A 12982-nucleotide genomic window follows, 5' to 3' on the forward strand; every position below is an offset into this window, starting at 1 on the left:
GGAATATTTTCTTTCTAAACTTTCATAAAATCTGTAGGATACTTCTGGCTAAGTTTATGCACGCTTAAAAAATTTTATGCACGTTCAGCATGAAATATGCACGTTCAGTAAAAGATATGAACGCTTAGAATACAATATGCACGTTCAACAGGATTTTTCTAAGAATAAATCAAACAATCAGAAAATTGCTGAAAATATCTATAATTTTCCAATCCTCCATGATACGATAAAGAGAAACTTCAATTTGGATCTCACGCTTGCAGAAGCGAAAATTTTACTGAACGTTATAGCGGGGGGAAAGCGGTACTTAAATCATTCAACATCAAGGGGGATGTACGGATGGAATTCGATGCAATTGTTGTAGGGGCAGGTCTTGCGGGGCTGGTGGCGGCAGCGGAAATCGCTGACGCAGGCAAGAAGGTGTTGCTGCTCGATCAGGAACCGGAAGCCTCTTTTGGCGGACAGGCGTGGTGGTCGTTCGGCGGTTTGTTTCTGGTCGATTCGCCCGAGCAGCGGCGTATGGGCATTAACGACTCGAAAGAATTAGCATGGCAGGATTGGCTTGGGGCAGCTGGTTTCGACCGGGAAGAGGACGAAGATTATTGGGGACGAAAATGGGCAGAAGCCTATGTCGAGTTTGCGGCGAATGAAAAGCGGAGCTGGCTCGCAGGAATGGGCGTCAAGTTTTTTCCGGTCGTTGGCTGGGCAGAACGCGGCGGTTATTTGGCGGAAGGGCACGGCAATTCGGTGCCGCGCTTCCACATTGTTTGGGGAACTGGACCTGGCATCGTTGCGCCTTTCGAGCGGCGCGTGCGTGACCATATGAAGAATGGGCTCGTGGATTATCGGCCAAGGCATCAAGTGGATGAGTTGCTGACTGCAGGAGGAGTGGTGACAGGTGTTTCTGGTTCACTGCTGGAACCGAGTGATGCTAAACGGGGAGAAGCCAGTTCGCGGCAAACAGTCGCCAACTTCCGGTGTGAAGCAAAGGCGGTCGTCGTGACGAGTGGCGGAATCGGAGGCAATCATGAACTGATTCGGAAAAATTGGCCGAGCCGCATGGGGAAGGCACCGGAAACAATGTTATCTGGAGTGCCTGCGCATGTCGACGGCAGAATGCTCGCCATTACGGAAAAAGCAGGTGGCCGAATCGTCAACCGCGACCGGATGTGGCATTACACCGAAGGCATCAAAAACTGGAGGCCAGTTTGGAGCAAGCACGGCATCCGGATTTTGCCGGGGCCCTCTTCGATGTGGTTCGATGCCACAGGTGAACGTTTTCCAGCACCCAATTTTCCAGGCTTCGATACACTCGGAACATTGGAAACCATACAGAAGACCGGCTACAGCTATTCCTGGTTCATCTTGACACAGAATATCATCGAGAAGGAATTCGCGTTGTCAGGTTCCGAGCAAAATCCAGATTTGACTGGCAAAAGCATTCCGCAAGTATTGTCTCGCATCCGTCCTGGGGCAACGGCACCCGTGCAGGCGTTTATGGAGAAGGGAGAGGACTTTGTTGTCGCCGATACATTGGAGAGCTTGGTAGCTGGAATGAATAAACTGACTGGCGAAAATCTAGTGGATTTTTCAAAGATTAAGGAGCAGATAGAAGCGCGTGACCGGCAGCTCAACAATCCTTTTTCAAAAGATTTGCAGATTACTGCGATGCGCGGCGCACGGAATTACCGGGGCGACCGGCTGATTCGGGTAGCGAAGCCGCATAAAATGCTGGACCGGAAAAAAGGACCGCTCATCGCCGTTCGCTTGAACATCGTCAGCCGAAAAACCTTAGGCGGCTTGCAGACAGATTTATCTGCGAGAGTGCTCGACGACAAGGGCCAGCCAGTTCCAGGCCTTTACGCGGCTGGAGAAGTGTCCGGGTTTGGCGGCGGGGGTGTCCACGGCTATCGTTCGCTGGAAGGAACCTTTCTTGGCGGTTGCCTGTTCTCTGGAAGAGTAGCTGGCAGAGCGGTAGCGGGTGGAGGTGGTTCTGCAGATGATTTTTGATGGAGTGGGCTGGCGGGTCATCCTTTTTATACTGGGGGTCGGAGCCAGTAGTTTTTTAGTGAACACGCTATTGCGACGAATTTTTGGCGTGGAAAGAAAGCCGTTTTTTGCAAAAAGTGAAGAATACGAAGGCCAGAAAAAATGGGACAGAATATTAGGTGGGATGTCTGCCCTTGTTGCATTTTCTGTACCGCTGCTGATTCATGAATACGGAAATTCGACTCTTTATTTGCTGCTGATTTCCGCTGCTATTGGAATTGTCCAACTATGCATTCGTGCAAGTTTTGAAAAGAAATACGCTGAAAATGAAAACGATTATTTGTATACGTTAATGGAATCCTTAACGACGATCATTATTGTCATTACTTTTGGATTGAGTTTATTTCCAGACTTTCTGGCGTATGCGTTCGGTATTTAACACAAAGGAGGAGAAAAGGATAGGAGATATCATTGCAGCATTCGCTGTTTTAATACCGATTTTCATTGCTGAGATGGGTTAGGCTGATTCGGCTTAATTCAAAAAGCAGATCGAGCAAAATCAAGAAATTATCGGATTGCTAAAAGAAAGCATGAAGGAGAATCATCAATGAAAATACAAGAAGCGTTGATAATACGCCCATATCAAAAAACAGATTTTTCAACTATCCACCGTTTAAATAAACAGGAACAGTGGAGCAACTTGGTGGAGAAAGAGCAGGATACAAAACAAGCTTGGGCCAATTCTTCTGTGGCTGTGGTCGCAGAACTCGACGGAAAGGTAATTGGTTGTTTGCGGGGGTTGACGGACGGATTCGTTTCCCTTTACGTTTGTGAACTGCTGGTCAGTCCAACTCACCGGAAATTAGGAATTGGAAAGAAACTGATGCAATTTGTGCATAGTCAGTATCCGAAAACCCGAATGGAATTGTTGGCAAGCGGCAGCTCCCGAAGTTTTTACGAAGCACAGGGCTACCGGCCTTTTTTTGGATTTCGCAAAACTTTGGGAGAATAGGGGCTGTTTCACGTGGAACGTTTTAATGCAAAGGGGTGATGTTGAAATGAAAGGCGAGCGAATAAATATCAGGTTTTTTCGTCCGGCAGATGCCGTGGAAAAGTTACAGTTAGAAGTGGAAAATCGTGATTTTTTTGAAGCTTACTCTACGACACGCTATCCGGATTTTTATACGTTGCTGATTCAGCGGGAATTGATTGAAATTTACGCGGAGCAAAAAGAAAATGATCAGGGCTACAGCTTTGGGATTTTTGAAAATGAGACCGGTCTATTAGTCGGGACGATTAGCTTGGTTCAAGTGGTGAGAGGCCCTCTGCAAAGCGCTGTGCTGGGGTACGCCTTAGACAAAAAGCATAACAATAAAGGTTATGCAACAGAAGCTATCCAGTTGATTATCTCCTACGCTTTTCGAAAGCTTGCTTTGCATCGCATTGAAGCCGGTGTGATGCCAGGAAATGATGCATCTATTCGGGTCTTGGAAAAAGCGGGTTTCCACAAAGAAGGACTCGCCATTCAAAATGTCCAGATCAACGGCCAATGGCAGGACCATCAAATGCTGGCCATTATCAATCCGCGTGATCTTCCAACACACTGAAAGGGGCGGTAGCATGTACCTTCAATCTGACAGGCTTGAATTTCGACCTTATAAGGATGAGGATTTTCATTTTTTATGGTCACTGCTGTCTGATCCTGAAATGATTCGCTATATTGGCAAAGGACAAACGCGAAATCGAAGTGAAGCTTTGGAGTTCCTATACTGGATCTATCGCTCTTATCAGCAGCATCCACACCACGGACTCTTGTTGCTTGTCCGAAAATCGGATGGCCGGCGGATTGGCCATGCAGGTTTGGTGGTTCAAACCATAGAAGGGATTGCGGAATTAGAGGTTGGCTACTGGGTTGCCAAAGAATTTTGGGGACAGGGATACGCCAAAGAAGCGGCAGTGACTTTGCGCGACTATGGCTTGCATCAACTAGGGCGAAGCCGGCTCATTTCGCTGATTCAACAGGAGAATAGAGCTTCACAAAAAGTAGCGCAGTATATCGGGATGGCCATGGAAAAAGAAATTGACTTGGCTGGAAAAAAGGTGCACGTGTACGCGATTGAAAAGGAGGATACAGATGGAATTTCCCGTTTTTGAAACCGCAAGGCTGCGCCTAGAGAATGTTGAAGAAAAGGACGCAGCAGCATTTTTTGATATCATGTCGCGAACCGAAGTAACGGCCTATTATGGAATGGACGCTTTGGTGTATCAAGAAGAGGCGGTCGAAATCATCCGCTCATTTGATGCGGTTTTTCATGCAAATCGGGGGATGCGATGGGCGATTCGGCTTAAAGAAACCGATTGTTTTATCGGAACCATTGGCTTGAACAATCTAAATCTGAAAGCGAAAAAAGCAGAAATCGGCTATGAATTGCATCCGGATTATTGGCGCCGCCAATTGATGCAAGAAGCCATCCATGGTGTGCTAAAGCATGCTTTCACAGAACTCGATCTGTATAGAATAGGTGCTGTGACGTTCCCGGAAAACACGTCGTCAAACCGACTGTTGGAAAAACTGGGCTTTACAAAAGAAGGGCGGTTGCGCGGCTATTTGCACCAGCAAAACCAATCCCACGATGCTTTTGTTTTTTCCATCTTGAGAACAGAATGGCTGGGAAAAGACTCCAATGACTAGTGAAAAGGAGGCGGGAAAAGCTTGATAGCTAAGGCGCTCTTGCTTTGTTTGTTTTACATTGGTGCAAACCTTGTTGTGGGACAGTACGTCAGAAAGCGCTGGGAAATTTCAAAGCGCAAAGAACTATTGTACTGGCCTTTAAACCGGAACCATGCGTTAATGGAAGCATTCTTGATGATTGGTTTTCTTGTTGGGGCTGTGGCTTTTGGAAATCAGTTGATGGGAACGATCAATTGGGTCTATTATCTCTTTTTTTATTTCTTTATTAATTCCATCAGCCGTGCTTTTATGGAATGGAAACATGCCAAAAATGAAAATATTTGGATCACTCAGCTGACGGAAGCTGCTGTTGCTGCAGTCCTTCTATTGAGCTTCTTTGTGTTGCAATAAGGGTGTAATTTCTTTTGCTAAACAAAAGTTTATGGGTGTTTTGCCTGCAGACCTGTTTATCTCCTGGTAATATTAGCACGATTAAATTCTTGGAGGATTACGTGTTTCTATTTAGGGGAATAGCATCAGCAATAAACTTTGCATCACTTAAAGGAGAAGCAGCCATGAACAAGGAAGAAACCATAGAAGCGCAAGTGGAGGGGTATATCTCAAACCTCTTGTGCACTCATTTTGGAAAAGGGCCAGCTTCTGTCATTGCGGAAGTTCATAAACCGTTCGTCACCATTCATTTACATGAATTTCTTGCTTCAACTGAAAAGGTGCTAATGGATCAGAATGAATTGTCCCGGATCCAGGAAATAAGAGACTTGCTGATGCACGAACTGAAGGACGAAATAAAGCTCGATTTGTTAAAAACGACTGACTTAGATATCAAAGAAGTTTACGCAGACTGGAATGTAGAAAATAGAACCGGCTTGCTGATTCTGGTCTTAACTGAAGAAGCCAATGAGCAAATTAGTGAATGGCCAGAAGGTGTAGATAAAAACGCTTTTTACCAGGAAGTGGCTAAGATCAGCAAGATGGCTAAAAAAGAACCTGAGACAACAGCTGTTTTTTGGGTGGCTGAAGAGACTGTGTTGATACGGAGAACGGGAGTTTTAGTAGAAATTGAGAGGGCGATGATCGCAAGCAATTTTACAGGTGCGCTCAAACTTGCAAAGCGGCCATTGGAATCAAAGTTTATTGCTCAATCTTTGCTGAAACAGATTTTAACAAGAAACATTGTTGAGGTATTTTCCGACTGGAACTTTCAAAAAGACATCGAGTATATGGTATTGATACTCGAACCCAAAAGGTAAAAGACAAGCAAGAAGCGCCAAAATTAGGCGATTTTTGCTTGTCTTTCTTATGTTTGCATCATTTTTTGCATCAATGGCATCGTTTGCTCGCGATCGGCAACATGTTCCTCTATCCAATGGGCTTCTCTAGTTAACAATTGGCGGATTTGCGAAGCGGCTTGTGGATGAGCTGCCGGCGTCATAAAGCCAGAGATGCTCTCAATTTCTGAGAAGACGGGCTCTGGAAGCGAACGGCTTATGGTTTTCAGGCCCAATTGCGCCCGTTCCGGTGCATACCGGTACAGCAAGATCCGTGCCAAATGCTCCAGAACATGCGACAGCATCTTCACTGCCCAGACATCGTTTCCTCTGGCACTCGCTTTACGATACTGGAATAAAAACCAAGCCACATCAATAACATGGTCTTTATATTCTTCTTTGCTGAGTATCAGGCTTTGGGAAGCTTCAAATTGTGCCAGCAAGTTTTCTGGATCGTAAACAACCTTGAAAAAATCTTTTGGCGTGAAGGATTCCACAGTTACTGTAAACAGGTCTATATGGAGCAAGTTATCAAAGACCGCGATAAGCTGCGGGGCAATGATGAAGATATCGTCCTGAAACAGCACCGGCCGGTAAGTCTGAAGATGCGTGATGCGCTCCGCGAGAAACAATTCTTCCTGTTCTTTTTCAACCAGGCAATACAGATCGATATCGGAATGTTCGTCATGTTCATTTCTGCCCATCGAGCCTTTCAAAAAAATAGCACGGACATGGGGGCTCTGAATTAAACTGGCTGTAATTTTTTCTACGGCAACTTCTTGTACAAGCATAACAATCCTCCGATGGCTAAATTTGTTTTTATTACTATAGCATAGAAGGATAAACCTTCCAATTTGAAGAATAAATAGAAATACGAAATTATGGAGAGTGAAAAATATGCGCCAAATCATTGCAATGGGCGGTGGCGGATTTTCAATGGAACCCGACAATCCGTTATTGGACCAATACATACTAGCACAGGCAAACAAATCGCTGCCAAAAATCTGCTTTATTCCCACAGCAAGCGGAGATGCCGATAGTTATATTGAAAGGTTCTACAGCTTTTTTAACCAGCAGGAATGTGTACCGAGCCATTTGTCCTTATTCAAACCGCCGACGCGGGATTTGGAACGATTCGTGCTGGAGCAGGATATTATTTACGTGGGCGGCGGCAATACTAAAAACCTGTTGGTGCTATGGAAAGAATGGGGATTGGATGGCATTCTGAGAAAAGCATGGGAGCAGGGAATTATCCTTGCAGGACTTAGCGCTGGCTCAATTTGCTGGTACGAGGAAGGCGTTACGGACTCATATGGTGATAAACTCGAACCGCTCCAAGCGCTTGGATTCCTAAAGGGCAGCCATTGTCCGCACTACGACGGAGAGGCAGAAAGAAGACCGACGTATCGTCAGTTTGTGGACTTGGGTACATTGCAGGCAGGCATTGCAGCAGACGACGGCGTGGCTGTTCATTATATCGAAGAGGACATCAAACGCATCGTCAGTTCAAGGCCGACTGCTAAAGCGTATTGTGTGACTAGTGGTGGAGAAGAAGAGTTGGCAACGGAGTATTTAGGGGAACTTGAGAGATAGAGTAGGATGACGATGCTGGCTGTTTTTTCAATGATGATAAAAGCTTTTCAATAAGAGCGAAGCATTCAAGTATATTTGCCTTGGTTTATATGCACGATGGACAGAATGTTTTCGGAAAAATGAGGTGCTAGGATGAAAATTAAATTGGAAAAAGCTGCAGTTTCTGATGCAGCCGCTATTTTGGCTATGCAAAAATCTGCCTTTTTGCCGTTGTTGGAGAAATACCAGGACAGCACTACCAATCCGGCAAATGAAACAGTGGAGCGAGTACGCGGCAGAATAGAAAGTCCAGGCTCGTTCTATTACAAAATTATGGCGCAAGAAATAATGGTGGGTGCGATACGCATTAAGCAAGACGAAGGCAACCGGTTTTGGGTCAGTCCGTTATTTGTCGATCCGCGTTTTCAAGGGCGTGGTGCAGCTGCGGAAGCAATGATGCAGGCAGAACAGCTCTATTCAGAAGCTGATACATGGGAACTTGCGACCATTTTGGAGGAAGAAAGGAATTGCCGGTTTTACGAAAAATTAGGCTACCGGGCAACAGGCGTCCTTAAGCAATTGAATGACAGAGCCACTTTGGGGTATTTTATAAAACAGCAAAGGATGTAGAGTAAATGAAGCTGACTGCAGAACTTTCGAGATTCAAAGTGAAAGAGGGAAAAAATGAAGCGGTAGAACAATGGATGGATTTTCTAAATGAGCACATGGAGAAAGTTTTACTGACGCTCAACGATGAAAAAATGTTTGTCGAAACAATTTTTAAAGAAGAGGTCGGCGGCATAACATATCTGTACTGGTATTCGGTACAGGGAGAAGGTGGAGCCGAACTAGAAAGCTCCAGCCATGAAGTGGATAAAGGGCATATGGAATACTGGAATGAATGCATTGACTCAAGCTACAATTCAGTGGATATGGATGTGAAGGTTGTTATGATTCAAGAAAGAGTTAAAGAGGCAATGAGATTCTAAACGATGTTCCAATATCCTGGCTTCTGCTATAGTGGCATTAAGGGCGGTATCATTATTGAACTGCACCTGTGTAAAAAATTCTACAACTAAATAGTTCTGCCTTGATCTTACATCGACAGGGACGGAGAAACCATTAATAAACTTACCGCCCGTCTGTCCAAATTTGGAACCGATGGGCTTTATTTCGGTTTTCCTCCCAAAAGGAGAGAAAAAAATGAAGAATACAGCATCCCTTATCAAAATGAAAAAAGAAAACGAAAAAATTGCCATGTTGACTGCTTATGATTACCCATCAGCGAAGCTTGCGGAGCAGGCCGGTGTGGATGTGATTCTAGTAGGCGATTCGCTCGGAATGGTCGTTTTGGGATACGATTCTACCGTAAAAGTGACGGTCGATGACATGATCCATCACGGCAAAGCAGCCCGACGCGGAGCCCCAGGTACCTTTTTGGTAGTGGATATGCCATTTGCTTCGTTTCATGGAAGCGCAGAACGGACACTCGACAATGCAGTGCGGATTGTACAGGAAACGGGAGCCGAGGCAGTGAAAGTCGAAGGTGCTGACGAAGTAGTAGATGTCATAAAAATGCTGACGCGCACCGGAATCCCGGTTGTTGCTCACTTAGGGCTGCTTCCGCAATCAGCAGGTGTTCTCGGCGGTTACAAAGTCCAAGGCAAAACAGCGCATGCTGCACAAAAACTGATCGACGACGCGCGCGCCTGTGAAGCAGCAGGGGCCTGCATGCTTGTACTGGAATGCATCCCGTATCAGTTGGCGCAAAAAGTGACAGCGGCTCTAAACATTCCGGTGATTGGCATCGGTGCAGGCAGTGAAACAGATGGACAGGTTTTGGTCTATCACGATACCTTAAAGTACGGATCGCATCACTTGCCGAAGTTTGTCCGGTCCTACGCCGAAGCAGGAGACGTTATGAAGGATGGTTTGATTCAATATGTAAATGAAGTGAAAACAGGGGCTTTTCCAGCGGAAGAACATCGGTTTACGATGAAAGAAGAAGAACTTCAGCAGCTTTACGGAGGAAATGAATAAAGAGAAAGGAAACACGGCATCTCAAAAGGTGCCGTGTTTTTTCGAGCCATTGGGCGGAAAGCAGCGGCTCTTTCGATAAATCTTAATCCGGCAAGGAAACAGGGTGGACAACGGACAACATGCATTTTAATGCTTGGAGACGCACCGGCATGCTTTAAGAAAGATGAAACTTGAGAATAGTTTATTCGTATGTATACTAATCAAAAATTTAAGGGGGTAGAAGCATGTTTGGTAATAAAGAAGTGGAAAATCAACGATTTTATATAAAGTCGTCAGAGAATGTACCTAGCTTAGGCAGAATAATAGTTTTAGTCGACCGTTATACTGGAGTGAATTATATTCAAACATGGGTAGGTGCAGGCAGTGGAATTACCCCTTTAGTGGATAAAAATGGACAAGTTGTTGTGGAAGAATAACCCTGAATTTATGCATGTTACAGCAGTTTGAAAAAAATTCTATCAAAAGGAACGCTTATATAACTTAAGAATCCTATTTTCTGGGTGTTTTTTGGTTTTGAAGCTATTTGCGAAAGATCAAAGGTTGCCAGGCATATGTCTGGCAACCTTTGATCTTCAATTGTACTCATTTAAACGAAGCCTTCCTAACAGTGGGCGGTCCAAAATAAAGATACATCAGCAAAAGAGTAATGGATTGCGCTGAGTGGTGTAAAAAACCTACTTTATCTGAAATGGTACAAAAATTACTGGTTCAAGCAAATCAAGCTGTTTCTTTCTGACTGTTAAGGGTTACAATTAATGCCAGGATTCTTATCTTTTTGAGTATAGGAGGCACGTATGAATATTCAAGCAGTGATGGTAAATGGCCAAAAAATAATCCCTTCTGTTGAACTCAAGCTGCAAAAACATAAGATCATCGGCATTCAAACAAATGTCCGGCGCAAAAAAATCCTTCTCTCCCAATTGGTAGAGCGGGAGGATACTTATTTGTCCCTTGCGGAGCAGGGGGAATACTCGCGCCTCACGGTACAAGAACTGCTGCGTTTTTTAAAATCGGTCAGCGGCCATGAAAAACCGGTTGAGGCAATGCTCAGCTTGTTTCAGTTGACCGAGCTGCAAAAAACAAAGATTGCCCATTTACCCTCATCAAAAAAAATCTACTTATCCCTGTTGCGGATTTACTACGCACAGCAAAAAACAATCGTCCTCGAAGAGCCTTATTTTCAACTGGAAGAACAAGATCAGCTAATGTTTGCGCGCTTGCTGGAAGAGCTGTCGGCAGAAAAAGAAATTATCGTTTTGACTTCCAATCTGGAAGATGCGCTTATCAGCTGCGACGAAGTGTATCGTTTGGATGATGCTGGGTTGCACTTATTGGATATCGCAGATGTGGAAGAAGATGAACAAATCCAAAGCGAGATAGAGGAAGCGAATTTCAAGGTTCAGAAAATCCCGACCAAGAAGAACGACAAAGTCATTTTGTTCAACCCGCCCGAAATCGATTATATTGAGAGCATCAACAGCTCAGCTATAGTCCATGTCGCAGGGGAGACCTATACTTGTCCGATGACATTGGCAGAACTCGAGCAGCGGCTGCAGCACTACGGCTTTTTCCGCTGTCACCGTTCGTACATCGTCAATCTGCAAAAAGTCCGAGAATTGATTACTTGGACAAAAAATAGCTATAGCCTGCGTTTAACTACTGGAAAAGATTCGGTCGTACCATTGTCGCGCAGCAAATTAGTCGAATTAAAAGAACTGTTGAACATTTAATTTCCCGGGAAATAATCGTCTATAGATGCTTAATAGGTACAATTCGGTTGGAAAATGGTACAGATCAGCGGAATGTGAAAGCGCAGACCCTTTTTTCTTTATAAGATTAAACCATCAAAGAAAAGGAGTGGCGCCATATGAATGCAATATCCGTACAAAATATCCAAAAGTCATTTGCCAGCAACCCAGCATTAAAAGATGTCTCATTTGATGTTCCCAAAGGTGAAATTTTCGGTTTTCTTGGGCCAAGTGGTTCGGGAAAAACCACTTTGCTTAAAATTTTGACTGCACAATTGGAAATGACGAGCGGCCAGGCATCGGTGATGGACATGCCTGCCAAGACGATGCAGAAAACGGAGCAGAAAAGACGCTTCGGGATTTTAACTGACAACAGCGGTTTGTACGAGCGTTTAACAATTGAAGAAAACCTTGATGTATTCCGCCGTCTGTATGATTTGCCAAAAAGTGCCATTGATAAAGTGCTCGACTTTGTCAATTTGAATGCAGACCGCAAAAAGAGAGTCAGCGTGCTGTCAAAAGGCATGCGCCAGCGCGTCACATTGGCATGTGCGATTATCCATGAGCCGGAATTGCTGTTTTTGGATGAGCCAACTTCCGCGCTCGATCCGGTAAATACAGCGCACATCCATAAAGGCTTGCGCTACTTGAACGAACGGGGCACAACGATTTTTCTGACCACACATGACATGACTGAAGCAGAATCACTGTGTGAACGCGTAGCCATTTTACACAAAGGGGAAATCCGCGCAATTGGTTCGCCCGATGAACTGAAAAAAGCACACCGGGATGGCACGTTGACGGTGGAATTGACGTCGGGCAAGACCGAGCGTTTGAAGATGAACGAAGATTCTGCTGCTGCGGTGGCGAGTTGGATGAGCTTGGGGCAAATTGACCGCATGTACACAAATGAGCTAAGTTTGGGCGACATTTTTATTAAACTGACGGGGAGTGAATTGGTATGAACGTATCATTAAAACGCATCCAAGCCATTTTCATCAAAGATTATAAAGAGTTTTCCAGAAACTATGCAATTTCGGTTATGTTGCTGTTTCCAATCATCTTTGCTCTGCTTTACCGGACAGATAGCGGCGAACAAGCTTTCATGTATGCATTCATTATGAACTTTTCGCTGGCCATGCTGACCAGCTATATTCAAGCCTGCTTGATAGCCGAGGAAAAAGAGCGCAATACGCTGCGTTCACTGATGATGACTCCAGCATCGATGCTCGATGTCCTGATTGGGAAAAGCGCACTCGTCTTTATCATTTCCGCAGTGATTCTGGCGTTTTCGACGTACCTGTTCGGTTTTGAGTCCACGAATATGCTCGTATTGGCAGCGGCGCTGGGCATTTCCATCTTGCTTTACACAGCAATCGGAACCATTTGCGGGTTGTATTCGAAAACCTTGCTTGAAGCATCCCTGTCGGTATTTCCAGTCTTGATCATTTTCACGGCCGGGCCATTTGCTTTGGCATTCGAAGACGATTTTCCGTTTTTGCAAGTGCTGCGCTATTTGCCGAGCAGCCAATTGAGCGACCTGCTTATCACATTGGAAACCGGAGGAACCAACAACGATATTCTTATGCCGCTTGTCATTATTTCGATATGGACAATCGTCTTGACCGTTATCTCGTTTGTCTTGTATAAAAAACGTTTAATGGATTCATAAA

Annotated in this window: 17 protein-coding genes; 16 read left to right on the top strand and 1 reads right to left on the bottom strand. The window is 44.9% G+C overall.

Annotated elements, in window-relative coordinates:
- Positions 1 to 339 precede the first annotated feature (339 nt).
- The 8 genes from AC4EHK_RS00675 (at position 340) to AC4EHK_RS00710 (ending at position 5931) form a co-directional block, all read left to right on the top strand.
- Complete coding sequence (locus AC4EHK_RS00675; protein WP_490976877.1) at positions 340 to 2010, top strand: FAD-binding dehydrogenase; 1671 nt, start codon at positions 340 to 342, stop codon at positions 2008 to 2010.
- Positions 2000 to 2428 (top strand): DUF4181 domain-containing protein, encoded by a 429-nt coding sequence (locus AC4EHK_RS00680; RefSeq protein WP_490976878.1) that lies wholly within the window; start codon positions 2000 to 2002, stop codon positions 2426 to 2428. The genes AC4EHK_RS00675 and AC4EHK_RS00680 overlap by 11 nt, the downstream gene beginning before the upstream one ends.
- Positions 2429 to 2596: 168 nt before the next feature.
- A complete protein-coding gene (locus tag AC4EHK_RS00685) occupies positions 2597 to 3001 on the top strand; it encodes a GNAT family N-acetyltransferase (protein WP_490976879.1) in 405 nt (134 codons plus the stop codon).
- A gap of 46 nt (positions 3002 to 3047) precedes the next feature.
- Entirely contained in the window at positions 3048 to 3596 is a 549-nt protein-coding gene (locus AC4EHK_RS00690; protein WP_490976880.1) for a GNAT family N-acetyltransferase, read from the top strand.
- A gap of 13 nt (positions 3597 to 3609) precedes the next feature.
- Positions 3610 to 4143: a GNAT family N-acetyltransferase gene (locus AC4EHK_RS00695; RefSeq protein ID WP_490976881.1), complete on the top strand. Its 534-nt coding sequence runs from the start codon at positions 3610 to 3612 to the stop codon at positions 4141 to 4143.
- Positions 4124 to 4681, top strand: a complete 558-nt coding sequence (locus tag AC4EHK_RS00700) for a GNAT family N-acetyltransferase (protein WP_490976882.1) — start codon at positions 4124 to 4126, stop codon at positions 4679 to 4681. The genes AC4EHK_RS00695 and AC4EHK_RS00700 overlap by 20 nt, the downstream gene beginning before the upstream one ends.
- Before the next feature lie 21 nt (positions 4682 to 4702).
- On the top strand, positions 4703 to 5071 hold the full coding sequence (locus AC4EHK_RS00705; RefSeq protein WP_490976883.1) for a DUF4181 domain-containing protein: 369 nt from the start codon (positions 4703 to 4705) through the stop codon (positions 5069 to 5071).
- Between the two features lie 164 nt (positions 5072 to 5235).
- Entirely contained in the window at positions 5236 to 5931 is a 696-nt protein-coding gene (locus tag AC4EHK_RS00710; RefSeq protein WP_490976884.1) for a Na-translocating system protein MpsC family protein, read from the top strand.
- Between the two features lie 47 nt (positions 5932 to 5978).
- Here AC4EHK_RS00710 and AC4EHK_RS00715 read toward each other — a convergent pair whose 3' ends face one another.
- Positions 5979 to 6740, bottom strand: a complete 762-nt coding sequence (locus tag AC4EHK_RS00715; protein ID WP_490976885.1) for a nucleotidyltransferase domain-containing protein — start codon at positions 6738 to 6740, stop codon at positions 5979 to 5981.
- Positions 6741 to 6846: 106 nt separating this feature from the next.
- Here AC4EHK_RS00715 and AC4EHK_RS00720 point away from each other — a divergent pair, with 106 nt between their 5' ends.
- The 8 genes from AC4EHK_RS00720 to AC4EHK_RS00755 all read left to right on the top strand — a co-directional run bounded on the left by AC4EHK_RS00720 (position 6847) and on the right by AC4EHK_RS00755 (position 12981).
- Entirely contained in the window at positions 6847 to 7542 is a 696-nt protein-coding gene (locus AC4EHK_RS00720) for a Type 1 glutamine amidotransferase-like domain-containing protein (RefSeq protein ID WP_490976886.1), read from the top strand.
- A 132-nt stretch (positions 7543 to 7674) separates the two neighbouring features.
- Positions 7675 to 8151: a GNAT family N-acetyltransferase gene (locus tag AC4EHK_RS00725; protein ID WP_490976887.1), complete on the top strand. Its 477-nt coding sequence runs from the start codon at positions 7675 to 7677 to the stop codon at positions 8149 to 8151.
- Positions 8152 to 8162: 11 nt separating this feature from the next.
- Positions 8163 to 8510: a DUF6176 family protein gene (locus AC4EHK_RS00730; RefSeq protein WP_490977902.1), complete on the top strand. Its 348-nt coding sequence runs from the start codon at positions 8163 to 8165 to the stop codon at positions 8508 to 8510.
- Between the two features lie 214 nt (positions 8511 to 8724).
- Positions 8725 to 9561: a 3-methyl-2-oxobutanoate hydroxymethyltransferase gene (gene panB / locus AC4EHK_RS00735; protein WP_490976888.1), complete on the top strand. Its 837-nt coding sequence runs from the start codon at positions 8725 to 8727 to the stop codon at positions 9559 to 9561.
- 224 nt (positions 9562 to 9785) lie between these two features.
- Positions 9786 to 9977 carry a DUF6440 family protein gene (locus tag AC4EHK_RS00740; RefSeq protein ID WP_490976889.1) on the top strand — a complete coding sequence of 64 codons (192 nt, stop codon included), beginning with the start codon at positions 9786 to 9788 and terminating at the stop codon, positions 9975 to 9977.
- Between the two features lie 378 nt (positions 9978 to 10355).
- On the top strand, positions 10356 to 11291 hold the full coding sequence (locus tag AC4EHK_RS00745) for a LytTR family DNA-binding domain-containing protein (RefSeq protein WP_490976890.1): 936 nt from the start codon (positions 10356 to 10358) through the stop codon (positions 11289 to 11291).
- Positions 11292 to 11428: 137 nt separating this feature from the next.
- A complete protein-coding gene (locus tag AC4EHK_RS00750; protein ID WP_490976891.1) occupies positions 11429 to 12274 on the top strand; it encodes an ABC transporter ATP-binding protein in 846 nt (281 codons plus the stop codon).
- Complete coding sequence (locus AC4EHK_RS00755; protein WP_490976892.1) at positions 12271 to 12981, top strand: ABC transporter permease; 711 nt, start codon at positions 12271 to 12273, stop codon at positions 12979 to 12981. Before AC4EHK_RS00750 ends, AC4EHK_RS00755 begins: the two co-directional genes overlap by 4 nt.
- Position 12982: the final 1 nt, after the last annotated feature.

Source organism: Planococcus sp. TJ-307, assembly GCF_058268435.1.

Coding starts and splice junctions, on each gene's coding strand:
- AC4EHK_RS00675 (WP_490976877.1), top strand. CDS start 340: ATGGAATTCGATGCAATTGTTGTAGGGGCAGGTCTTGCGGGGCTGGTG.
- AC4EHK_RS00755 (WP_490976892.1), top strand. CDS start 12,271: ATGAACGTATCATTAAAACGCATCCAAGCCATTTTCATCAAAGATTAT.
- AC4EHK_RS00745 (WP_490976890.1), top strand. CDS start 10,356: ATGAATATTCAAGCAGTGATGGTAAATGGCCAAAAAATAATCCCTTCT.
- AC4EHK_RS00680 (WP_490976878.1), top strand. CDS start 2,000: ATGATTTTTGATGGAGTGGGCTGGCGGGTCATCCTTTTTATACTGGGG.
- AC4EHK_RS00720 (WP_490976886.1), top strand. CDS start 6,847: ATGCGCCAAATCATTGCAATGGGCGGTGGCGGATTTTCAATGGAACCC.
- panB (WP_490976888.1), top strand. CDS start 8,725: ATGAAGAATACAGCATCCCTTATCAAAATGAAAAAAGAAAACGAAAAA.
- AC4EHK_RS00715 (WP_490976885.1), bottom strand. CDS start 6,740: ATGCTTGTACAAGAAGTTGCCGTAGAAAAAATTACAGCCAGTTTAATT.
- AC4EHK_RS00690 (WP_490976880.1), top strand. CDS start 3,048: ATGAAAGGCGAGCGAATAAATATCAGGTTTTTTCGTCCGGCAGATGCC.
- AC4EHK_RS00700 (WP_490976882.1), top strand. CDS start 4,124: ATGGAATTTCCCGTTTTTGAAACCGCAAGGCTGCGCCTAGAGAATGTT.
- AC4EHK_RS00725 (WP_490976887.1), top strand. CDS start 7,675: ATGAAAATTAAATTGGAAAAAGCTGCAGTTTCTGATGCAGCCGCTATT.
- AC4EHK_RS00685 (WP_490976879.1), top strand. CDS start 2,597: ATGAAAATACAAGAAGCGTTGATAATACGCCCATATCAAAAAACAGAT.
- AC4EHK_RS00740 (WP_490976889.1), top strand. CDS start 9,786: ATGTTTGGTAATAAAGAAGTGGAAAATCAACGATTTTATATAAAGTCG.
- AC4EHK_RS00710 (WP_490976884.1), top strand. CDS start 5,236: ATGAACAAGGAAGAAACCATAGAAGCGCAAGTGGAGGGGTATATCTCA.
- AC4EHK_RS00750 (WP_490976891.1), top strand. CDS start 11,429: ATGAATGCAATATCCGTACAAAATATCCAAAAGTCATTTGCCAGCAAC.
- AC4EHK_RS00695 (WP_490976881.1), top strand. CDS start 3,610: ATGTACCTTCAATCTGACAGGCTTGAATTTCGACCTTATAAGGATGAG.